The following is a 21,477-nucleotide window of genomic DNA, read 5'->3' as shown; positions in this document are numbered from 1 at the left end:
ATGGTGAAGTGCGCGATCCTGGATGACTACCAGGGTGTGGCCCTGGGGCTGGCCGACTGGTCGGCGGTGGACGCGCGGTCGATCCGCGAGCACATCACCGACCAGGACGAGCTGGTCGCGGCGATCGACGACTGCGAGATCGTGGTCATCATGCGGGAGCGGACGCCCTTCCCCGCCGAGCTGTTCGCCCGCCTGCCCCGGCTGCGGCTGCTCGTCACCTCCGGCATGCGCAACGCCTCGATCGACCTGGAGGCCGCCCGCCGGCACGGCGTCACGGTCTGCGGTACGGCCAGCAGCTCCACCCCGCCCGTCGAGCTGACCTGGGCCCTCATCCTCGGCCTGGCTCGCGGGATCCTTCCCGAGGCGACGTCGTTGCGCCAGGGCGGCCCGTGGCAGCACACGATCGGCCTCGACCTCCATGGCAGCACGCTGGGCCTGCTCGGCCTCGGCAAGCTCGGCACCCAGGTGGCGGGGGTGGCGCGGGCGTTCGGCATGAACGTGATCGCCTGGAGCCAGAACCTCACCCCAGAGCGCGCCGCCGCCGCGGGAGCCGGCTTCGCCCCGTCGAAGCAGGACCTGCTCGCCGCCTCGGACATCGTCTCGATCCACCTGGTCCTGAGTGCCCGTACCCGCGGCCTGGTCGGCGCCGAGGACCTGGCCCTCATGCGCCCCACCGCCTACCTCGTCAACACCTCACGAGCCGCCATCGTCGACCAGCCCGCCCTCATCGCGGCCCTCCGCGCGGGCGTCATCGCTGGCGCCGCCCTCGACGTGTTCGACACCGAACCCCTGCCCCTCGACCACCCCTACCGCACGCTCTCCAACGTCCTGGCCACGCCACACATCGGCTACGTCACCCGGGGCAACTACGCCACGTACTTCCGGGAAGCCGTGGAGGACATCCACGCCTACCGATCCGGCACCCCCATCCGCCGGCTCGGTTAGTCGCCCGGGAGCTGGCCGAGGGTGGCGGTGACGGTGGTGGTCGAGCCGTCGGGCTTGAGGACTTCCACCTTGACCTGGTCCCCGGGTTTGAGGGTGGTGAGAAGCTCCGTCAGGGACGCGATGGTCGGCGTCTTGGTGCCGTTCACCGAGACGATGACGTCGCCCGTCTTGATGCCCGCCTTCTCCGCGGCGCCGCCGGGTTGCACTGTGGCCACGCCGACGCCCGCCGGCTGGCCGTTCACGCCGATGACGGTGCTGCCCTGGATGCCGAGGGCGGCGCGGTGGCTGTTGGTGACCTTGCCCTCCTTGACGATCTGAGCGGCGATGTCCGTGGCGGTGTTGCTGGGGATGGCGAAGCCGATGCCAGGCGCCGCTCCGCCGCCCAGGTCGGGGTCGGTGGCGGCGAGCGTGGGAATGCCGATGACCTCGCCGTTGAGGTCCACCAGGGCCCCGCCGCTGTTGCCGGGGTTGATGGAAGCCGAGGTCTGGACGGCGCCGCTGATCGTGGCGCCGGGGGAGTCCGGCTCCTGCGGCTCGCTGACCGTGCGGCCGACGGCCGACACGATGCCCTCGGTGACGCTGCCCGACAGGCCCAGCGGGTTGCCCATGGCCAGGACGAGCTGACCCACGCGTAGCTTGCTCGAGTCGCCGAACTTCGCCGGTGTGAGCCCCCTGGGATCCCGCACCTTGATGACCGCCAGGTCGCCCCCGACGAAGGAGGAGACCAGGTCGGCCTTGCGGGCCGCGCCGCCGCTGGCGAGCGTGACCTCCATCTGGGTGGCCTGCCCGACGACGTGGGCGTTGGTCACGATGTGCCCGGAGTTGTCGTAGACGATGCCGGAGCCGAGGCCCGCCTTGGTGTTGATCTGCACGATGGAGGGCAGCACCTTGGTGATCACCTGCTCGTAGGCCGCCTCGAGCGAGTTCGGGCTCGCAGCCGCGGGAGCCGAGGTGGTCTGCGACGCGGAGGCGACGGGACTCGGACTTCCCGAAGGGGCCGAGCAGCCGGCGAGCAGTGCGACCACGGCCATGCCCGTGGCGATCCTCCTCATGCGGGGGTATCTTCCCAGCTCAGCCAGAAAGATACGCCTCGCGGACGTTCCGCCTGCTCAGCTTGCCCGTGGGCGTGCGCGGCAACGACTGGCGGTACTCGATGACCCGCGGGTGCTTGAGCCGCGCCAGCCGCGGCTCGCAGTGCCGCAGCAGCTCGGCCGTCAGTTCCTCGCCAGGCGTGAACCCGTCGGCGGGCTGTACGAGCGCCACCACCCGGTGCCCCCACTCCGGGTCGGGCACGCCGATCACCGCCACGTCGGCCACGGCCGGGTGCTCGAGCAGGGCCGCCTCGATCTCGGCGGGGTAGATGTTGACCCCGCCGGAGATGATCAGGTCGGTACGCCGGTCGAGCAGGAACAGGTACCCCTCGGCGTCCAGGTAACCGATGTCGCCCGGCGTGTAGTCGCGGCCCCGCATGGCGGCGGCGGTCTTGTCCGGGTCGCCGTGGTACTCGAAGCGGTTCACGCCGCCGATGTAGACCAGACCAGGCTCACCCTGCGGGACCTCGTGGCCGTCCTCGCCGACGATGGTGAACGCCATCCCGTCCAGCGCCCGCCCGACCGTGCCTGGTCTGGCCAGCCACTCCTGCGACGAGACCATGGTGGCCATGGCCGCCTCGGTCGAGCCGTAGTACTCCCACAGCACCGGGCCGAGCCAGTCGATCATCGCCTTCTTCGTGGCCGGTGGGCAGGGCGCCGCGCCGTGGTACAGGTGGGTGAGGGAGGACAGGTCGTACTTCTCCCGATCCGGTACGGCGAGCAGCCGGTGGAACATGGTGGGCACCATGAACGCGTTCGTCACCCGGCAGCGCTCGATCAGCTCTAGGGTGCCCGCGGCGTCGAAGCGCCCGGGGGTCACCAGGGAATGGCCGAACTGCAGCGCCATCATGGCCTGGCTGTACGGGGCGGAGTGGTAGAGCTGCGAGCACACCAGGTGGACCCCGCCGAGCGGCAGCCCGAAGTGCTTCCAGCTCTTGCGCATCAGGATCGGGTACAGCTCCTCCGGCGTGAGATCGAGCAGCCGCCTGCGCACGCCCTTCGGCCGTCCGGTGGTGCCGGAGGTGTAGAGCATCATCGACCCGGCCCTGCGGTCGACCGGCGCGGTGTCCGGCTGTCCGGCCGCCAGGGCGGAGACGTCGTCAGCTGAGCGGACCACCACCCGGGCCCCGCAGTCGGCCACGATGTAGGCGATCTCGTCCTCGGTGAAGTGCCAGTTGACCGGCGTCAGGTACGCCCCGATCTGGTAGGTGGCGAGCATCATGGCCAGCATGTCGGCCCCGTTGTGCAGCACGGTCACGACGGCGTCGCCGCGCTCCACGCCGCGGGCACGCAGACCGTGGGACACCTGGTTGACGTCGGCGAGCAACTCCCCGTAGGTGACGCCGTCCTCGCCGAGCAGGGCGGGACGGGACGGATCATCGGCCGCGATCTCATAGAAGCCGCTCATATCCCGCGAGACTACAGAATGAGGTTCTACTCCGTGAATAGCGGAAATATCCCTACCTGGAGTGACGTAGCCTCAAGGCCATGGCGGACCCCGGCGAACAGAGACCCAGTTACGAAGCGCCGACCATGCCGTTCAGGAAGGTCGCCCTGCCCGACAGCGAGCAGACAACCAAGATCCCGCGTCCGCCCGCGCCGAGGCCGCTCCCGCCCCGGGTGCCTCCGCCCAGGCAGGGGCCCCTCGCCCGCCTCGGCGACATCCCCATCAAGGTCGTGTACCTCATCGGCGCGATCCTGGTGACCGTGCTCGCCGTCGTGCTGGTGTTCGTGATCTTCTCCGGCGACGTCCCCAAGCAGGCGCCGAGCGACCGGCCCAGCCAGGTCGCCACGGCCTCGGCCACGCCGGCGCCCAAACCGAGCGCGGCGCAGATCGCGCTGCCCGCGGTGCCGGAGTCGATGAAGCTCGCCCCGCTGCCGGGCAAGGCCACCGTGACCGACGGCGTGATCGCCGACAAGGCGACGGGGCTGACCTACCCGCGCTTCGCCAAGCCGTGGCAGGCCCGCTCGTACCCGCCGTTCTCGGTCGCGCAGCGGATCGGGAAGGTCGCCATCCCGCACACGGTGATCGCCTCGGCCATGCTGCCGGGGAACGAGGCGCTCAAGAAGCCCTCCACGGACGCCGACTACCGGGCCCTCGCGGCCCGCGCGGTCAGGTGGACGATGCGGACGCAGTACCCGGCAGGCGCCACGCTCGCCTGGACCGGCTCGCAGAAGCTCGCCCTCGGCAAGGGCTGGCTGCTCGGCTACAAGGTCACCTTCACCTCGGGCGGCGCGCAGCACGTGGCCCAGGCCCTGATCGCGGTGGTCGAGGTCGGCAAGACCAAGCCCGCCATGCTCCTGGCCTCCATCCCCGACTCCGGCAAGTCCCACTGGCCCGACCTGAACGTCCTCGCCAAGGGGCTTCGTCCTCTCTAGGGGACTCTTTGGCTGCCCCCACTTCGAACTCGGGGGAGGCGGTACCGCAGAAGCATCCTCTAGAATATGGTTCTGGCATTGGACTCGGCTGGAGGATGAGCGATGGCGATCGGGTTGAGCGAGGAGCACGAAGCACTCCGCGAATCGGTGAGCGGCTGGGCGGAGCGGAACATCCCCGCCGAGCTGACGCGGTCCGGGGGCGACGAGCGCCCCGCGTTCTGGCCGGGCCTGGCCGAGCAGGGCCTGCTCGGCCTGCACCTGCCCGAGGGGGCGGGCGGCTCGGGCTACGGCCTGCTCGAGGCCGCGGTCGTCATCGAGGCGCTGGCCGAGCGGCTGGCCCCCGGCCCGTTCGTGCCCACGGTGCTGGCCGGCGCCGTCATCCACGCCTCCAAGCGGCACGACCTGCTGCCCGCGCTGGCGAGCGGCGAGCGCACCGCGGCGGTGGCCCTGTCGGGCAACCTCACCGGCACCCGCGGCGAGGACGGCACGCTGGTCGTCGAGGGCACCGCGGAGCCCGTCCTGGGCGGCTCGCTGGCCGACCTGCTGGTCCTGCCGGTGACGACGAGCGAGGGTGAGGAGTGGGTGGCGGTCGACGCTTCGGACGCCACGGTCACCAAGCTCGAGTCGCTGGACCTGACCAGGCCGGTGGCCCGGGTGGAGCTGGTGGCGGTAGCCGTACCGGCAGAGCGGGTGCTGGATGGGGTCGAGGGGCCCGACGTGCTGAACCTGGCGGCCATCCTGCTGGGTGCGGAGGCGGCCGGGATCGCGGCGTGGTGCGTGCGGGCGGCCTCCGACTACGCCAAGGTGCGGGTGCAGTTCGGGCGGCCGATCGGGCAGTTCCAGGGCATCAAGCACAAGCTGTCGCGCATGCTGGTCGCGCTGGAGCAGGCGCGCGCCACCGTGTGGGACGCCACCCGCGCCGAAGGCGGTGAGCTGGAGTTCGCCGCGGCGATCGCCGGGGTGATGGCGCCGGACGCGGCCGTGCGCTGCGCCAAGGACGCGATCCAGACCTTCGGCGGCATCGGCTACACCTTCGAGCACGACGCCCACCTGTACTTCCGCCGCGCGCTCACGCTGCGCGCGCTGCTCGGCCCGGCGGCGGAGTGGGCGGACTCGGTGACCGGGCTGGCGCTCGGCGGCGTGGCCAGGGAGATGGAGATCGACCTGCCGGAGGACGCCGCGCCGCTGCGCGAGGCGATCGGCCAGGAGATCGCGGAGATCGCCCGGCTGGAGGGCAAGGAGCGCAACCGCGCCCTGGCCGACCACGGGTTCGTCATGCCGCACCTGCCCAAGCCGTGGGGCCGCGGCGCCAAGCCGCTCGAGCAGGTCCTGATCGCCCAGGAGCTGAAGGCGGCCAAGGTCCGCACGCCCAACATGATCATCGGCGCCTGGGTCGTCCCGTCGCTCGTCTCGTACGGCACGCCGGAGCAGCAGCAGCGGTTCCTGCCCAGGACGCTGAGCGGCGAGATGATCTGGTGCCAGCTCTTCTCCGAGCCCGGCGCCGGTTCCGACCTGGCCTCGCTGCAGATGAAGGCGGACAAGGTCGAGGGCGGCTGGAAGCTCAACGGGCAGAAGATCTGGACCTCGGTCGCGCACGTGGCCGAGTGGGGCATCTGCATCGCCCGCAACTCCTCCGAAGGCACCAAGCACGAGGGCATCACCTACTTCCTGGTCGACATGAAGTCGCCCGGCGTGACGGTCAGGCCGCTGACCGAGATGACCGGCGAGAACCTGTTCAACGAGGTCTTCATGGACGACGTGTTCGTCCCCGACGACCTGGTCGTGGGCGAGGTCGGCGACGGCTGGAAGGTGGCGCGCAACACGCTGTCCAACGAGCGGGTGTCGCTGTCATCCGGCTCGGGCGGCACCGGCGCCTCGGTGCCCGACCTGCTCGGGCTGGTCGCGCGGCTGGGCAGGGAGCTCACGCCGGTCGAGCGGCACGCGGTGGCGGACGTGATCTGCGAGGGCCACTCGATCAACGCGCTGTCGCTGCGGGTGACGCTCAAGCAGCTGGCAGGCTCGGAGCCGGGCGCGGACGCCTCGGTCCGCAAGCTGCTGTCGACCTCGCACGCGCAACACGTGTCGGAGACCGCGGTGGACCTGCTCGGCTCGGCGGCCGTGGTGGCGGCCGACATCAAGCTGGGCGACGCCGGCTACTGGAACAGGGCCGTGCTGGCCACCAGGGCCATGACCATCTACGGCGGCACCACCGAGGTCCAGCTCAACATCATCGGCGAGCGCATGCTGGGCCTGCCCAGGGACCCCGAGCCGGGACGCTGAGCAGCCGAAGGGCGTCTCCCGGCGGGAGGCGCCCTTCCCCGTCAACGGCTAGGGCTGGACGGGTTGGAGCGGGCTGGGGGTGGCGGCCTTGCCGGGGAGCGGGACGCCGATCTTGATCTCGCCGACGCACGTCGTACGGCCGTCCACCGTGCGCAGCACCAGCTCGTTCCCGGCGGCCTTGAGCGTGGCGAACGTCCAGCCGAAGTCCTTGCCCGCGGCCACCTGGGTCCCGGCGCCGCCCAGCCGTACCGAGAGCGTGGTGGGGGTGGGGTTGAGGTAGCCCACCTGTACCGTCCACTGGCCTTCGGGCAGCGGCAGCGGGAGCGGGATGCGGGTGTCGGTCCCCTTGACCGGCAGGCAGCCGGGACGCGGGATGGTCAGGCCCTCGATGTCCACCGGCCGCAGGCGGCCCTGCTCGTCGAAGGCCAGCGGGTTGCGCACCGGCCCGCTGAGCTGCGTGGCCCAGGTGACCGGGTGCGGGGCGATCGGCCCGAGCAGCTTGGAGGTGCGCGCGTACTCGTAGAAGAAGATCGGGTAGGCGACCTTCGGCGGCACGTTGGCGTCCAGGATGACCGCGTCCTGCGGGGCCCGCGCGAGCGCCAGCCTGGCGGTCTCCACGTAGCTCTTGACGTGCAGGCCCAGCGGCAGCCTGCCGTACGCGACGACCGACCAGATCGAGCCGACCAGGACGGCGGCGGCCAGCCCGAACCAGACCCTGCGCAGCGCGGGGAGCGGGCGCCGCCAGGGCTGCTCCTCGCCCTGGACGGGGATGAACGCCAGGCCGGCCACGATCGCCAGCACGGTCGCGGTGGAGGAGACGTAGCGCAGCTCGTAGCCGCCGACCTCGGGGCCGAGCTGCTGGATCCGGCCGATCAGCACCGGCACGACGTCGGCCAGCGCGAAGTAGCCGAGCAGCATCGTCCACGCCAGCCAGGCGCGTCGCCGGTAGACGATCGACACCGCGACCACGATCAAAGCCACGCCGAGCCCGGCCCACACCAGCGCGGGCGGCGGTGCGGCGGTGGCGTAGTCGTCGCCGATCGGCCGCCACTGGTACGGCCCACCCAGCGCGCCGGGCACCAGCGCGCCCGACAGCAGCGTCCAGGCGAAGCGCGCGGTCACGTCCAGGCTCGGCAGCGACGGCTTGATCAGGTCGTTGGTCAGCTGCACCGAGGTGAACAGCTGGCGGAAGAACACCGCGGCGTATCCGGCCACCACCGCCAGGTACAGCGGCCACGCCGTGCGCCTCGGCCGCAGCCAGCCGAGCGTCAGCACCACGGCCAGCACCAGGATGAACGGCGCCTTGACGAAGAACACCATCGCGAACAGCGTCCAGGCGGCTGCCGCGATGGCGTGCCTGCGGCGCCCGGTGCGGGTGTAGAGGACGTGCGAGCTGAGCGCCATCGGCAGCGCGAGCTGGAACGGCAGCGTCTCGATCGCCACCGCCCACCACGACAGCGATGAGATCGTCAGCGGCGTCACCAGGTAGAGCCCGAGCGGCACCAGGATCGCGGGCCGTGCCCCGAACAGCAGCCGCAGCAGCCGTAACAGCGCCAGGCAGGCCAGTGCCTGCAGCCCGATCACCACGCCGTGGGCCAGCACGTCGTTGTAGACGCCCAGCCGCCCCATCGCCCACTGGATCGCGAACGGGCCCGGCACCAGGTGGCCGTAGTCCACCCGCATCAGGTAGTCCCAGCTCAGGCTGTTCTCCAGGCCACGGGTGATGAAGACGAAGTCGTCCTGCCTGAAGTAGGTCCTGCGGACGAGGTCGAACTTCCACGCCAGTTGTAAAGCGATCATCACGAGGGCGACACCGAGCACGATCTCGCCGTGCGCTCGCCTACCGCTTGTGCTCACCCGTGCCTCCTGGGGAGGACATTAGCCACAATAGCTGGATGCCGTCACTGACCCGAGTCGCGCCCGTGCTGGGGCTGGCGCTCGGGCTGCTGGCGCTCGGGCCCGGCCTGGGGCAGGGGTTCGTGCTGATCCAGGACATGGTCTTCGTGCCGTCGCCGGCGTTCTCGCCGTTCACGTTCGGGCTGGCGGGCGGGGCGGCGCGGGTGGTGCCCAGCGACGCGGTCGTCACCCTGCTGGCCCACGTGCTGCCCGCCGAGCTGGTGCAGAAGCTGCTGCTCCTGGCGATCTTCGTGTTGGGGTGCGCGGGGGCGGCCAGGCTCGGCGGCCTGGTCGCGGGCGCGTTCTACGTGTGGAACCCGTACGTGGCCGAGCGGCTGCTGATGGGGCAGTGGGCGCTGCTGCTCGGGTACGCGGGGCTGCCGTGGGTGGTGCACGCGATGGTCCGCGGGCGGCGGCTGTGGGTGGCGCTGCTGCCGGCCGCCGTGGGCGGGTTCGCCGCCATGCTGATCACCGGCCTCACGGCCGTGCCGCTCATCGGGATGTACGGCAGGGCCGTTCGTGACCGTTGGCGTGGAGCGCTGGTCGTGGTGGGGTTGCTGGTGGCCTTCAGCCTGCCGTGGCTCGCGGTCACGATGCTACGGCCCGAGGGGCTCACCGGGGATCCCGCCGGGGTGGACGCGTTCGCCGCCCGGGCTGACGGGCCGCTCGGAGTGGTGGCGAGCCTGCTGTCGCTGGGCGGGATCTGGAACGCCTACGCGGTGCCCGAGGGGTTCGGCTCGGTGGTGGGTGCCGTGGCGCGGCTGGTCGTCATGATCGCGGGGATCGGCGGGTTCTGGCTGGCGCGGCGTGGCCTGCCGTACGCCAAGGGGCTGGGGGTGGCGGCGGCCGCCGGATTCGCGATCGCGTGCCTGGGGGTGACCGAGCCCGGGCGGGACGTGCTCAGGTGGCTGGTCGGAGTGTGGGGCGGGTTCGCGGTGGTGCGGGACGCGCAGCAGTTCCTGGCTCCGCTCGCCCTGCTCGCGGCGGTGGGGTTGGGACAGCTCACGGCGAGGGTGCCGGGGCGGGCGTGGGTGGCGGCGCTGGTGGTCGTGCCCGTGCTGGTGCTGCCGACGATGGCCTGGGGGCTGGCGGGGCGGCTGACGGCGGTGCCGTACCCGGACAGCTGGGAACGGGCGCGGGCGGTCATCGCGCGGGACGGCGAGCCGGGTGATGTGCTGGTGCTGCCGTTCGAGTCCTACCGCAGGTTCGGCTGGAACGGCGGGCGGGCGGTGCTGGATCCGGCGCAGCGGTACTTCGCGACGCCGGGCCGGCAGGTGGTCGCCAGTGACGTCATGCGGGTGGGTTCGACGCGCGTCGGGAGCGAGGATCCGCGAGCACGAAAAGTAGAACACGTACTAGAAGGGCTTTCGCCGGACCTTGCCGCAGCAGGGTTTCGGTATGTCCTAGTCGATGCCGGTACCCCGGAGGAGCTCCAGGCCTTCACCCATTGGTTGAAGGGTGCACGACCCCTGGTCGACGCGGCTGAGCTGCGACTGTATCGGCTGGAAGGGCCAGTCGCCCGGCCTTCGTCCGAATAAGTCCACTGATCAGCGGATTTATTAAGATTTCGTTGAGCTACTTCCGAGTAGCAAGAATTGGTTCTAGGTTAGGTGGGGCCCCCAGCTCGAGGAGGAACCCTCCCGTGATCAAGATTCTGCTAGCCGCGATCATCGGCATTGCCGTGGCAGCCTTGGTGACCACGGTCACGACAGTATCTTTCACCGGCGCCACCGCGACACCCGTCAACAAGCCGCTCTACAACTACGGCGACCGGTAACCGGCGAAGTCATGCCGCCCTCCCATCAGGGGGACGAACGGGCGAGCCGACGACCACTGCTTGAGATCGTCGTTCCGGCGTACAACGAGGAACGGCGACTCCCCGGGGGGCTCCTGCAGCTGTGCGCGAAGCTTGCCCGTTTACCGTTCCCGACCGCCGTCATCGTCGTGGACAACGACAGCACCGACTCCACCGCCGCCATCGTCGAGGCGTGGACGCCGGGTCCCGTGCCCGTACGGCTGGCCACCTGCCCCATCCCGGGCAAGGGCGCCGCGGTGCGCGCCGGTCTGTCGCTGACCAGGGCTCCACTCGTCGGCTTCTGTGACGCCGACATGGCCACCGACCTGGACGCCATCGACGTCGCCGTGGGCCTGCTGCTGTCAGGCGAGCGGGTTGTCATCGGCTCGCGCGCGCACGCCTTCTCCGACGTGGAGAACCGGCACAGCAAGGTACGAGAGCTGGGCGCGGTCGGCTTCCGCGCGCTGGCCAGGCTGCTGGTGCGCGGGGTGAGCGACACCCAGTGCGGCTTCAAGTTCTTCGACGGCCCGCTGGCCCGCGAGGTCGCGGCGGAGCTGTCCGTCACCGGGTTCGCCTTCGACGTCGAGCTGCTGGCCCGCTGCGTGCGGCGCGGCTCGGCGGTGCTGGAGATCCCCGTCCAGTGGCGGGACATGCCGGGCTCACGCTTCTCGCCCGCCCGGCACAGCACCGCCATCCTGCTGGAGCTGACCAGGATCTGGCTACGGCTGCGCGTCGAGTCCCGCACGCGCGCCAAGCCGGCCTGGGACCCGCCTCTCGACCCCGTCGGTTATCCGTGAACATCGCCGTGCTCAACTGGCGTGACCCATGGCACCCCGCAGCCGGGGGCGCGGAGACCTATGCCTGGGAACTGGCCAGGCGCCTGGCGGCCGGCGGCGATCGGGTCTGGTTCGTCACGGCCCGCGCCCCCGGCCAGACCAGAGGCGAGGTCGTCGAGGGGGTACGGCTGGCGCGGATGGGCGGGCCGTTCACCCTCTACCCGCTGGTGCTGGCCTGGCTGCTGGTCAGGCGGTGGCGGTTCGACGCGGTGCTCGACTGCCAGAACGGGATCCCGTTCTTCAGCCCGTGGGTGCTGCCGCGCCGTACCAGGGTGCTGTGCGTGCTGCACCACGTGCACGACCGGCAGTTCGGAGTGCACATGTCGCGCTGGCTGGCCGCGGTCGGGCGCTTCCTGGAGGGGCCGGTGTCACGGTGGACCTACCGGCGGCGCGAGAGCGTGGCCGTGTCGCCGTCGACCGTGCTGGCCATGCGCGAGCGGCTGGGGTGGCGCGGCCCCATCCACATCGCCCACAACGGGGTGAGCGTTCACCAGCCAGGAGATGCCGGGAGAACCCGGCAGCCGTCCCTGGTGTGTGTCGGCAGGCTGGTCGCGCACAAGCGGGTGGACCTGCTGCTCGACGCCGTACCCGCGCTGCGGGAGCGGTGGCCTGATCTGACCGTGGACATCGTCGGGCGTGGTCCTGAGGAGGACCGCCTGCGCGCTCGCCTGCCGGAAGGCGTCACGATGCACAGCTACCTGCCCGAGGAGGACAAGGCCCGGCTCACCGCCAGGGCCTGGCTGCATGTCAGCGCGTCGCAGGGGGAGGGCTGGGGGTTGTGCGTCCTGGAGGCCGCCGCGCTCGGCGTCCCGACCGTGGCCTTCGACGTCGACGGGCTGCGCGACGCGATCCGGCCCGGCGAGACCGGATGGCTGATCCCCGAGGGCGCGAACCTGGCCAAGGGCGTGACGGCCGCGCTCGACGAGCTCGACGACGCCTACCGCGAGCGGTGCAGGGCGTGGGCGGCGACCTTCTCCTGGGACGAGACCGCGGGCAAGGTGGCCGCGCTGCTTCACGGTGAACCCGAGCGGAACCGGATGGCCTGGCCGATCGCCTCGCGCGTGGTGGGTGAGGAGCAGTGAGCGGGCGGGCCCGGCAGCGGCTGTGGCTGGCGCTCTGCTGTCTCGGCTTCGCCGTACTGGCCTTCACCACCAGGCCGGGCAACATCATCGCCGACACCAAGATCGACCTGGCGCTGAACCCGATCGGCTGGCTGCAGCGCGCCGCCCACCTGTGGGACCTGCAGCACTTCGGCCAGCTGCAGAACCAGGCCGCCGGATACCTCTTCCCGATGGGCCCGTTCTTCGCCCTGGGCAAGCTGGTCAACCTGGAACCCTGGGTCACCCAGCGGCTGTGGCTGACCTTGCTGATGAGCGTGGCCTTCCTGGGCGTGGAACGCCTGGCCAGGCAGCTCGGCGTCGGCACGCCGGGCACCAGGATCGTGGCCGCGCTGGCCTACGCGCTGGCGCCCCGCGCGCTGTCGATCATCGGTGAGATCTCCATCGAGTGGCTGCCCGCCGCGATGTTGCCGTGGATCCTGATACCGCTGCTGACCGCCTCGGAGACCGGCCAGCGGGCCAGGGCGGCCGTCAGGTCGGGCCTGGCGGTGGCGCTGTGCGGCGGCGTGAACGCGGTCGCCGTGCTCGCCGTGCTGATCGCCCCCGTGCTCTACATCCTGACCAGGCCGAAGCCGGTGCCGCGCTGGCGTCTGCTGGCCTGGTGGAGCGGCGCCGTGGCCGTCGCCACGCTGTTCTGGTGGCTGCCGCTGCTGCTGGTAGGCCGCTACGCCTTCTCCTTCCTGCCCTACACCGAGACTTCCTCGGCCACCACGCAGGTCACGGGGCTGACGAACGTGCTGCGCGGCGCCTCCGACTGGGTGCGCTTCCTGCCCATCGACGGCACGACCACCCAGCCCGCCGGGTACGCGATCGCCACCTCGGCCCTGGGCGTGGTCGTCACCGGCGTGCTGGCCGCGCTGTGCCTGGCCGGGCTGGCCAGACGTGACCTGCCCGCCAAGGGCTTCATCATCGCGCTGTTCGTGATAGGCGTGTCCGCCCTGGTCGCGGGCCACATCAGTGACCTGGAACCGGTCGTGGCCGAGCCCGTGCGCTGGCTGCTCGACGGGCCGCTCGCCCCGCTGCGCAACCTGCGCAAGTTCGACCCGCTGGTACGGCTGCCGCTCGCCTTCGGCCTGGCGCACCTGCTGGCCTGCGTGGCGGGCAGGATCCGGCTGCCGCTGCGGGCCCTGGCGCTGCTGGCCTTCGCCGGGCTCGTGCTGCCCGTGTTCAACCAGGGGCTGGCCTCGCCGGGCGACTTCAAGGAGGTGCCGCTGTACTGGCGGCAGGCGGCCGCGTGGATCAACGAGAACGCCGGTGACGACGGCGTGCTGGTCGTGCCCGGCGCCAAGTTCGGCGAGTACCTGTGGGGCAGGCCGCAGGACGACCCGATGCAGCCGCTGTTCGACGCCCGCTGGACCACCCGCCAGGTGACGGCCGCCGGATCGGTCGGCCTGACCCGGCTGCTGGACGCCGTCGACCAGCGGCTCACCGCCGGGTACGGCTCGCAGGGCCTGACCGACGTGCTGCGCAGGCTGGGCGTGCACTACCTGCTCGTCAGGAACGACTTGATCCGGGCGAACCTGCAGGGCGCCTGGCCGGCGCGGATCTACCAGGCGCTGCGCGACTCGCCCGGCATCACCAAGGTCCGCTCCTTCGGCGGCGAGGTGGGCGACGGCTTCACCGACGACGTGGTCAACTCCGTGGACTGGCCGTTCCCCGCCCTGGACCTGTACGAGGTGTCGGGCAGCAGCGACCTGGTCGGCGTGCAGCCGGCCGGTGAGGCGCTGCGGGTGCGCGGCGGGCCCGAGTCGCTGCTCACCATGGGCGACCTCGGCCTGCTGAGCGAGGGTCCCGTGCTGGTCAACGGCGATGCGGGCAAGCGCGAGGCGCCGACCGTGGTCAGCGACGCACTGCGGCTGCGCGAGCGGGCCTTCGGCGAGATCAGGTCCAACTGGACCCCGACGCTGACCGCCGACAAGCGCGAGGATTTCACCGGCGTGCGCGCGCTCGACCTGTTGGAGGACGGCTGGCTGCAGGACGCCGCGACCGCCCAGTACGACGGCATCGCGAACATCACCGCCTCCTCCTCGGTGGCCGACGCCGGCGCCGTCCCAGGCCTGAGTACGGCGGGCCGTGGCCCGTGGGCGGCCATGGACGGCGACTACACCACCGGCTGGGAGAGCGGCGGCTGGGACCGGCCGCAGGGCGAGTGGCTCCGCGTCGACCTGCCGAGGCCGCGGGAGATCCCGCAGCTCAAGGTCACCTTCACCAACACCGTCCTGCTCGGCCAGTCGATCAGGCGGGTCGCGGTGGAGACCGAGGGCGGCACGGTCGAGCAGGACGTGCAGCGGACCAACACGCCGCAGATACTGAAGACCGCATCCGGCCCGACCAGCTACGTGAAGATCAAGATCCTGGCCACCTACAACGCCAAGTGGAGCTTCGTGCAGCGGGTCGGCATCACCGAGGTGACGATCCCCGGCATCCTGCCCAGCCGCACGATCCGGTTGCCCGGCGCGGGCGGCGACGCGTTCGTCATGGACCGCGGGCTGGACGGCCGTCCCGAGTGCATGCGCAACCAGGACAGGTGGATCTGCAACCCGCTGCTCGGCCGCCCCGACGAGGAGGGCGCCGGCTTCGACCGCACCTTCACGCTGGAAAGCGCGGCCAAGGGCAACGTGCGCGGCTCGGCCATCCTGCGTGACCCCGCGCTCGTCGACCGGTACACCCGGCTCAGCGGCGACCTGACCCAGGTGTCCGGGACGTCCCAGGCGGGCCATGACCCGGTCGCCGGCGCGCGGTCCGCCTTCGACGCCGATGCCTCCACCACGTGGATCCCGGCGCCCGGCGACACCGAGCCCACGCTCACGCTCGGCTGGTCGGGCGCGCGGAAGGTGTCGCAGCTGCAGGTGGCCAGGCCGGGCGGCGACAAACAGCCGCTCGACGTGATCGTCACCGGCGACGGCGACGTGGTCCGCAGCGGCCGGGTGAACGCCGGCGGAGTCCTGAAGTTCAAGCCCCTCACCACGAGGAAGCTGCGGATCCACTTCCTGCCCGTCTCCAAGCGGCTCGAGGTCACCGAGCTGATCATCCCCGGCATCACGCCCGCCTCCCGGCCGGAGGGCATCCCGTTCCGCCTGCCGTGCGGGCAGGGGCCGCGGCTGGAGATCAACGGCGCCGCCGTGCAGACCCAGGTCAGCGGCACCTACGACGACCTGCTCGAGCAGCGGCCCGTGCGGTTCGCCGCCTGCGCCAAGCCCAGGCTCGTCGGCGGGGACAACCGGGTGCGCGCGGCCGGCTGGGATCCGTTCGCGATCGAGAACCTCGTGGTCGGGACGCTGCCCGCCGGCACGCCGCAGGTCGAGGCCTCGGCGGTGCGCGGCACGTGGACGCAGTCGCTGCGCGAGGTGAAGGTGAACGCGCCCAAGGACGCCTTCCTCGTCGTCGACGAGAACTACAACCCCGGCTGGCGCGCCACGATCGACGGCGGGGCGCTGCGCCCGGTCAGGATCGACGGCTGGAAGCAGGCCTGGGAGCTGCCCGCGGGCACCGCGGGCACCGTGCGGCTCGAGTACCTGCCGGACCGGTCCTACTTCCTCGCTCTGGTCCTGGGCCTTGCCGGGATCGCGCTGCTCGCCCTTGCCTCGCTGGTGCTGCGCGGCCCGCGTCCCGAGCACGTCATGGCCACCGCCGTGGCGGGCGACTCGCGCGTGTCCCGGCTGCGCCTGCCGTACGCGATCGTGCTGGGGCTGGCCTTCGGCGGGTGGGTCGCGGGCTGGCCGGGCATGCTCGCCGTGGTGATCGCCACGGTCGGCTTCCACCGCGTACGGCAGGCCGAATGGTGGGCGGCGGGCCTGTTCTGCGGCGCCACGGCGAGCCTGGCGGCGGCCATGGTGATCCGCGAGTACGGCGTGGACACGCAGATACTGACGGATCAGGTGCCGCAGCTGCTGTCCTGCGCCGCGATGGGCGTGCTGTTCGGCAGGCTGGTCACGGAGCAGGAGCCGCAGGCTGCGGAACCGGGGCTTCCGGCGGAGGCAGAGGTGCTGACCGGCGCCCGCTGAGGCGCAGCATGGGCTCCTCGAGCAGGTGGTAGCTGCCCACGCTGGCCAGCACCGAGCCGACGAAGGTGAAGATCGCCACCTGGGTGAAGTTGCCCGCGAACGGCTGGCTGCCCGTCACCTTGTAGAACAACGTGATCACCGGGGCGTGCCAGAGGAAGAAGCTGTAGGAGATGCGGCCCAGGTAGGCGGTGACCGGGTTGCCGAGCACCCGGTGGCGCAGCGTGTCGTGCCGGGAGGCCAGCGCGAACGGGGCGACCACCAGGATCGCGACCGTGGCCTCCAGGATCATCCGCCACAGCGACTGCGACAGCGACGGCAGCGTGAGCGTACGCGGCCCCGCCAGCTCGGTGCTCAGGGTCGCGTACAGCAGTACGGCCAGCACGAGCAGTTGCGGGGCGAGCTGGTCGATGATCCTGATCTCCTTGAGCCAGACCGACAGCACCGCCATGGCCATGCCCGCGGCGAAGAAGATCAGGTGGTAGGGCAGCCAGAGCGCGAGCTGCGGCTGGTCCCAGACGTGCGCGGCGATCGCGGTGCCGATGGAGATCGCCGGCAGCACGGCGATGCCGGTCAGCAGCCTGACCGGGCGGTCGCCGCGGCGCGCCCAGGCGTGCAGCAGCCAGGCCAGCAGGGGCAGGACCAGGTAGAAGGCCATCTCGATGGGCATCGTCCACATCTGGTACAGGCCGTCGGGCGCGCGCTTCTGCTCGAAGTAGTTCTGCAGCAGGAGCAGCCACTTGGCCCAGGTGCCCCAGTCGAGCGAGGTGCCCCAGGCGGCCAGCGCCAGGATCGTGACCAGCCAGTAGGCCGGTATCACGCGTAACACGCGGCGCCACAGGTAGCGGCCGGCGCCCGGCGGGGGAGTCCCCTCGATGACGGACCTGGCCCACGGCCGGTACAGGAGCAGACCGGACAGCAGGAAGAACACGGGCACGGCGATGCCGAGCCGGGTGGTCATCCAGGCGAACATGCCGTCGCGGTAGATGACGCCGGTGTTCCCACCCACGTGCAGCACCCAGACGCCGAGCGCGGCCAGCGCCCGGATGCCGTCGAGGGCGCCATCTCTTGCGCCGGGGCTCCCTCCGATCGGATTCTCGGCTTTTATGCCCTTCTCAGCACTAGGACCAGGTTCCACGTGGCGAACTCCCTGACGATCGGGACCTTGAGCATCGGGCGGTACCACCAGGGCAGGTAGCGGGGGAAGGCGTCGACGAGCTCCACGTCGCGCCGTGCCCGCGCCCACCGGAGACCTCCGGCGACGGAGACCGGATAGAGGCTGCGCCCGAAGTGGTTCTTGGGCGGCGTGCCGTACTTTTCGCGATATTTCCGGGCGGCGAAGGAGCCGCCCAGATAGTGCCAGGGGGAGGTCTCGTGGCCGCCCCAGGGCGAGAGCCAGTTCGTGTACGCCAGGAAGATCAGCCCGCCCGGGCGCGTCACGCGCACCATCTCGCCGGCCATCCGCCACGGCTCCGGCACGTGCTCCAGGACGTTGGAGGAGAAGCAGACGTCCACGCTGCCGTCGCCGAGAGGCAGGTCCATCGCGCTGCCCAGGATGCCGCCGCCCTCCCTCAGGTCGCCGGCGTCCACGTCGACGCAGACGCAGCGGGCGCCGTGGCGGGCGAACTCGCGGGCGAAGAAGCCGGGCCCGCCGCCCACGTCGAGCACGATCTTGCCCTGGAGGTCGGCATACTGTCTGAGCTGCGCCGAGGTGTCGGCGGCCAGGGCGGTGTAGTAGCCGTCCCTGTCGTTCTGCTCGGTGCGGAACGCACGGAACAGGCGAATAGACCGCGCCAGATCGGCGCGCTCTCGGATATCTACCGCTTTCATATGTGAAACCACGATAGAACCTGTTTCTATCGATTTGATTGCGGCTCAATACCGGCCCGTGACGCATGTCACACTCTGTCATACTTTGTTGCCCAATACTCGGCAACAGGTTCTAGGAACGCGGAGGCGTTGATGGGTCGCATGTCCACGCTTGTCCTCATCGGGGTCGGAGCGTTCTTCATCGCGCTCGCCCCGCTCCTGAAGTTCTGGGCGGCGCCCAAGCTCATCGCTGCCCCCGCCAACCAGTTCGGCATCACCGAACTGGAGGCGAAGGGCGCGCAGTACTTCTCCAAGCAGGACCTCAAGGTCCTCACCGCGGATCTGCGGGTGATCGTCACCACTCGCGGCGACGTCAAGGAGGCCAACTCCCAGCGCGTCGTCTGGGACGAGGCCACCGTGATCAACGACGTCACCAACAGCCGTCCGCAGATCGACCTGTCGGACCGGCGCAGCGCCTTCGACAAGTACAGCGGCGTCGGCGTGAACTGCTGCGGCGTCAACATCGGCAAGGCCCCCGTGACGCTGGAGGGGCAGATCTACAAGTTCCCGTTCGACGTGGAGAAGAAGACCTACAAGGTGTTCAACTCCTCGGCGGCCAAGGCCTTCGACGCCACGTTCGTGCGCGAGGACCAGGTCAACGGCCTGCCGGTGTACGTCTTCGAGCAGAGCGTCCCCGCCACCAAGGTGGCCACGCTCACGGCCCCCGCCTCGGTGCTCGGCATGACCGAGACGGGCGACGTGCAGGTGGACCGCTGGTACGACGGCAAGACCACGTTCTGGATCGAGCCCACCACCGGCGCCCCCGTCAACCAGGAGGTGCAGCGGCACGAGGTGCTCAAGACCCAGGACGGGATCGAGCGCTCGGCGGCCTTCATCGGCACGCTCAAGATGACCGACAAGACGGTGGCCGACCTGGTCAACAGCGCCGAGTCCAACAAGTCGCAGATGAACCTGCTGCGGAACATCGTCCCGCTGATCCTGCTGATCGTGGGCGTCGCGGCCGTGGTGGCCGGCGTGCTGCTGGCGCGCCGCCGCTCCTCCTGATCCAACCGCTACGGCGGGCCGCGCGGATTCCGTGCGTCCCGCCGTACTTTTTTGGCCGGACTTGTCACGCACCGTTACTAGAACTCGTTCTGCCTGGTAGGTTACTCGCCAGTACCGATAAAAGGTTCTAGAGTAGAACGCGTTGCAGTTTGTTTGGGTGTCGCCGTATTGTCGGGCCATGCGAACACGTGTCACGGACATGTTCGGAATCGAGTTCCCGATCTTCGCGTTCAGCCACTGCCGGGACGTCGTCGCAGCGGTGAGCAAGGCGGGCGGGATGGGGGTCCTCGGCGCCCTCTACTTCACCCCGGAAGAGCTCGAGCTGGAGCTCAAGTGGATCGACGACCATGTGGACGGCCGGCCGTACGGTGTCGACGTGGTCATGCCCGCCTCCTACGAGGGCGCCGACTTCGCCGCCGACGAGCTGGTCGGCAGGTTGCAGGCGATGATCCCCGAGGGGCACCGGCGCTTCGTGGAGGGACTGCTGGCCTCCCACGGGGTGCCCGAGCTGTCGCAGGAGGCCGACGCGGGCAAGGTGCTGCTCGGCTGGACGGACGCGACCGCGCGCCCGCAGGTCGAGGTGGCGCTCAGGCACCCGATCGCGCTGCTGGCCAACGCGCTCGGCCCGCCGCCCGCCGACGTCGTCAAGCAGGCCCACGAGCACGGTGTGAAGGTCGCCGCGCTCGCCTCCACGCCCCGGCACGCCCTCAAGCAGGTCGAGGTGGGCGTGGACATCGTCGTCGCGCAGGGCACCGAGGCCGGCGGGCACACCGGCGAGATCTCCACGATGGTGCTGATCCCCCAGGTCGTGGACGCTGTCGACGTACCGGTGCTGGCCGCGGGCGGCATCGGCAACGGCCGCCAGATGGCCGCGGGCCTCGCGCTGGGCGCCGAGGGCGTGTGGACCGGCTCGCTCTGGCTGACGGTCGAGGAGGCCGACACCCCGGAGATGGCCAGGCGGCGCATCCTGGAGGCGACCTCCCGCGACACGGTCAGGTCGAGGAGCTGGACCGGCAAGCCCGCCCGGCTGCTGAAGAACGAGTGGACCGAGGCGTGGGAGGGCGAGGACTCGCCGGGCACGCTGCCGATGCCGCTGCAGTTCATGCTGGTCTCGGACGCTCTGCGCCGCATCGGCCGCTCCGACGCCGCCGAGCTGGCCACGTTCCCCGCGGGTCAGATCATCGGCATCACCAACCAGGTGCGGTCCACCCGCGACGTGATCTTCAGCCTGATGGAGGAGTACGGCGAGGCGGTGGAACGCCTCGACCGCATCGTCGGCGACTGACCACCGTTCGCCGGGGGCCGCGGCGCTCGGGCTAGGCGTGCCAGACGGCGGGGCGCTTCTCCTTGAAGGCTCGCGAGCCCTCCTTGGCGTCCTCGGACCCGATCACCGGCCAGCCCAGCTCGTCCGACACCTTCAGCGCCTCGGCCTCGTCCATCCCGAGCGTGTCGCGATAGGTCCGCAGGATCGCCCGTACGGCCAGCGGCGCGGAGGCCGCGAGGTCGTCGGCGATCTCCCGCGCGACGGCGAGGGCCTGCCCGTCGGGCACGACCCGGTTGACCAGGCCCATCGACAGCGCCTCCGCCGCCGTGATGGCGCGGCCGGTGAGCAGCAGGTCCATGGCGTGGCAGTAGGGGATCTGCCGGGGGAGCCGGACCGCGCTGCCGCCCATCGGGAACAGTCCCCGTTTGGCCTCGAACAGGCCCAGCGTGGCCGACTCCGCCACCACCCGCAGGTCCGTGCCCACCAGCAGCTCGGTGCCGCCCGCCACCGCGTAGCCCTCGACCGCGCACACGATCGGCTTGGTGGGCAGGTCCTCGCGCAGCAGCCCCTTCCAGTGGAAGTCGGCGATCTGCGCCGCCCGCTCGCGCACCGACGGGTCGTCAGAGGGCCGGCCCATGGCCTTGAGATCGGCCCCCGCGCAGAACACGCCGTGCGCCCCGGTCAGGACGGCCACCCGGACGCCCGGCTCCTGTGACACGTAGGCCCAGGCGGAGGCCAGGCCCACCAGCATGTCCGTGGACAGCGCGTTGCGCGCCTCCGGCCGGTCCATGGTGACGATCACGACGTGGCCGTCGCGCTCGACGCGGCAGTGCGGGGTGCTGATGGGCAGTGTCTCCACGGAGTGCCTCCCTTATTGAGCAAGCGCTTGGTGGAAGGCTACCTTGTCAGGCGCGCGGAGACGACGACATCGTCCGGCGCAGAATCAAGCGCTTGCTACGGTCTCGGCGACAGGGTTACGCTGCCTTGGCAAACGAGAA

16 protein-coding genes are annotated in these 21,477 nt (G+C 70.9%); 10 read left to right on the top strand and 6 right to left on the bottom strand.

Going from position 1 to position 21,477, the window contains the following annotated elements; genetic code table 11:
- Positions 1-945 carry a D-2-hydroxyacid dehydrogenase family protein gene (locus tag ACIBHX_RS07745; RefSeq protein WP_397065300.1) on the top strand — a complete coding sequence of 315 codons (945 nt, stop codon included), beginning with the start codon at positions 1-3 and terminating at the stop codon, positions 943-945.
- On the opposite strand, the gene ACIBHX_RS07740 is transcribed toward ACIBHX_RS07745, so the two are convergent.
- Together ACIBHX_RS07740 and ACIBHX_RS07735 are read right to left on the bottom strand one after the other, a co-directional pair.
- Positions 942-1,997 carry a S1C family serine protease gene (locus tag ACIBHX_RS07740; RefSeq protein ID WP_397065298.1) on the bottom strand — a complete coding sequence of 352 codons (1,056 nt, stop codon included), beginning with the start codon at positions 1,995-1,997 and terminating at the stop codon, positions 942-944. The genes ACIBHX_RS07745 and ACIBHX_RS07740 overlap by 4 nt on opposite strands.
- A gap of 19 nt (positions 1,998-2,016) precedes the next feature.
- Positions 2,017-3,444: an AMP-binding protein gene (locus ACIBHX_RS07735; protein WP_397065296.1), complete on the bottom strand. Its 1,428-nt coding sequence runs from the start codon at positions 3,442-3,444 to the stop codon at positions 2,017-2,019.
- 125 nt (positions 3,445-3,569) lie between these two features.
- Here ACIBHX_RS07735 and ACIBHX_RS07730 point away from each other — a divergent pair, with 125 nt between their 5' ends.
- Together ACIBHX_RS07730 and ACIBHX_RS07725 are read left to right on the top strand one after the other, a co-directional pair.
- On the top strand, positions 3,570-4,415 hold the full coding sequence (locus tag ACIBHX_RS07730) for a hypothetical protein (protein WP_397065294.1): 846 nt from the start codon (positions 3,570-3,572) through the stop codon (positions 4,413-4,415).
- 102 nt (positions 4,416-4,517) lie between these two features.
- The gene (locus ACIBHX_RS07725) at positions 4,518-6,695 is read left to right on the top strand and encodes an acyl-CoA dehydrogenase (RefSeq protein ID WP_397065292.1); all 2,178 of its coding nucleotides are present in this window, start codon (positions 4,518-4,520) and stop codon (positions 6,693-6,695) included.
- Between the two features lie 48 nt (positions 6,696-6,743).
- Here the strand turns inward: ACIBHX_RS07725 and ACIBHX_RS07720 are convergent, their stop codons facing one another.
- Complete coding sequence (locus ACIBHX_RS07720) at positions 6,744-8,552, bottom strand: hypothetical protein (protein WP_397065290.1); 1,809 nt, start codon at positions 8,550-8,552, stop codon at positions 6,744-6,746.
- 38 nt (positions 8,553-8,590) lie between these two features.
- On the opposite strand from ACIBHX_RS07720, the gene ACIBHX_RS07715 reads away from it, so the two are divergent.
- From ACIBHX_RS07715 to ACIBHX_RS07695, 5 genes are all read left to right on the top strand, one after another.
- Entirely contained in the window at positions 8,591-10,129 is a 1,539-nt protein-coding gene (locus tag ACIBHX_RS07715; protein WP_397065289.1) for a hypothetical protein, read from the top strand.
- Between the two features lie 104 nt (positions 10,130-10,233).
- A complete protein-coding gene (locus ACIBHX_RS07710) occupies positions 10,234-10,368 on the top strand; it encodes a hypothetical protein (protein ID WP_275956272.1) in 135 nt (44 codons plus the stop codon).
- An 11-nt stretch (positions 10,369-10,379) separates the two neighbouring features.
- Positions 10,380-11,183: a glycosyltransferase gene (locus tag ACIBHX_RS07705; protein WP_397065287.1), complete on the top strand. Its 804-nt coding sequence runs from the start codon at positions 10,380-10,382 to the stop codon at positions 11,181-11,183.
- The gene (locus ACIBHX_RS07700; protein WP_397065285.1) at positions 11,180-12,304 is read left to right on the top strand and encodes a glycosyltransferase family 4 protein; all 1,125 of its coding nucleotides are present in this window, start codon (positions 11,180-11,182) and stop codon (positions 12,302-12,304) included. The genes ACIBHX_RS07705 and ACIBHX_RS07700 overlap by 4 nt, the downstream gene beginning before the upstream one ends.
- Positions 12,301-16,344, top strand: a complete 4,044-nt coding sequence (locus tag ACIBHX_RS07695; protein ID WP_397065283.1) for an alpha-(1->3)-arabinofuranosyltransferase family protein — start codon at positions 12,301-12,303, stop codon at positions 16,342-16,344. The genes ACIBHX_RS07700 and ACIBHX_RS07695 overlap by 4 nt, the downstream gene beginning before the upstream one ends.
- Here ACIBHX_RS07695 and ACIBHX_RS07690 read toward each other — a convergent pair.
- Together ACIBHX_RS07690 and ACIBHX_RS07685 are read right to left on the bottom strand one after the other, a co-directional pair.
- Positions 16,271-17,479, bottom strand: a complete 1,209-nt coding sequence (locus ACIBHX_RS07690) for an acyltransferase family protein (RefSeq protein ID WP_397065281.1) — start codon at positions 17,477-17,479, stop codon at positions 16,271-16,273. The two genes, ACIBHX_RS07695 and ACIBHX_RS07690, sit on opposite strands and share 74 nt — an antisense overlap.
- Positions 17,446-18,171, bottom strand: a complete 726-nt coding sequence (locus ACIBHX_RS07685; protein WP_397065279.1) for a class I SAM-dependent methyltransferase — start codon at positions 18,169-18,171, stop codon at positions 17,446-17,448. Before ACIBHX_RS07685 ends, ACIBHX_RS07690 begins: the two co-directional genes overlap by 34 nt.
- 141 nt (positions 18,172-18,312) lie before the next feature.
- On the opposite strand from ACIBHX_RS07685, the gene ACIBHX_RS07680 reads away from it, so the two are divergent.
- Both ACIBHX_RS07680 and ACIBHX_RS07675 read left to right on the top strand, forming a co-directional pair.
- Positions 18,313-19,215: a DUF3068 domain-containing protein gene (locus tag ACIBHX_RS07680; protein ID WP_397065277.1), complete on the top strand. Its 903-nt coding sequence runs from the start codon at positions 18,313-18,315 to the stop codon at positions 19,213-19,215.
- A gap of 178 nt (positions 19,216-19,393) precedes the next feature.
- Positions 19,394-20,500: an NAD(P)H-dependent flavin oxidoreductase gene (locus ACIBHX_RS07675; RefSeq protein WP_397065275.1), complete on the top strand. Its 1,107-nt coding sequence runs from the start codon at positions 19,394-19,396 to the stop codon at positions 20,498-20,500.
- A 31-nt stretch (positions 20,501-20,531) separates the two neighbouring features.
- Here ACIBHX_RS07675 and ACIBHX_RS07670 read toward each other — a convergent pair whose 3' ends face one another.
- A complete protein-coding gene (locus ACIBHX_RS07670; RefSeq protein ID WP_397065273.1) occupies positions 20,532-21,338 on the bottom strand; it encodes a crotonase/enoyl-CoA hydratase family protein in 807 nt (268 codons plus the stop codon).
- Positions 21,339-21,477 lie beyond the last annotated feature (139 nt).

Source organism: Nonomuraea sp. NPDC050536 (assembly GCF_044457685.1).
Taxonomy (GTDB): domain Bacteria; phylum Actinomycetota; class Actinomycetes; order Streptosporangiales; family Streptosporangiaceae; genus Nonomuraea.
The sequence above is the reverse complement of the archived record's forward strand: the minus strand, read 5'-3'. Positions and strand labels throughout refer to the sequence as shown.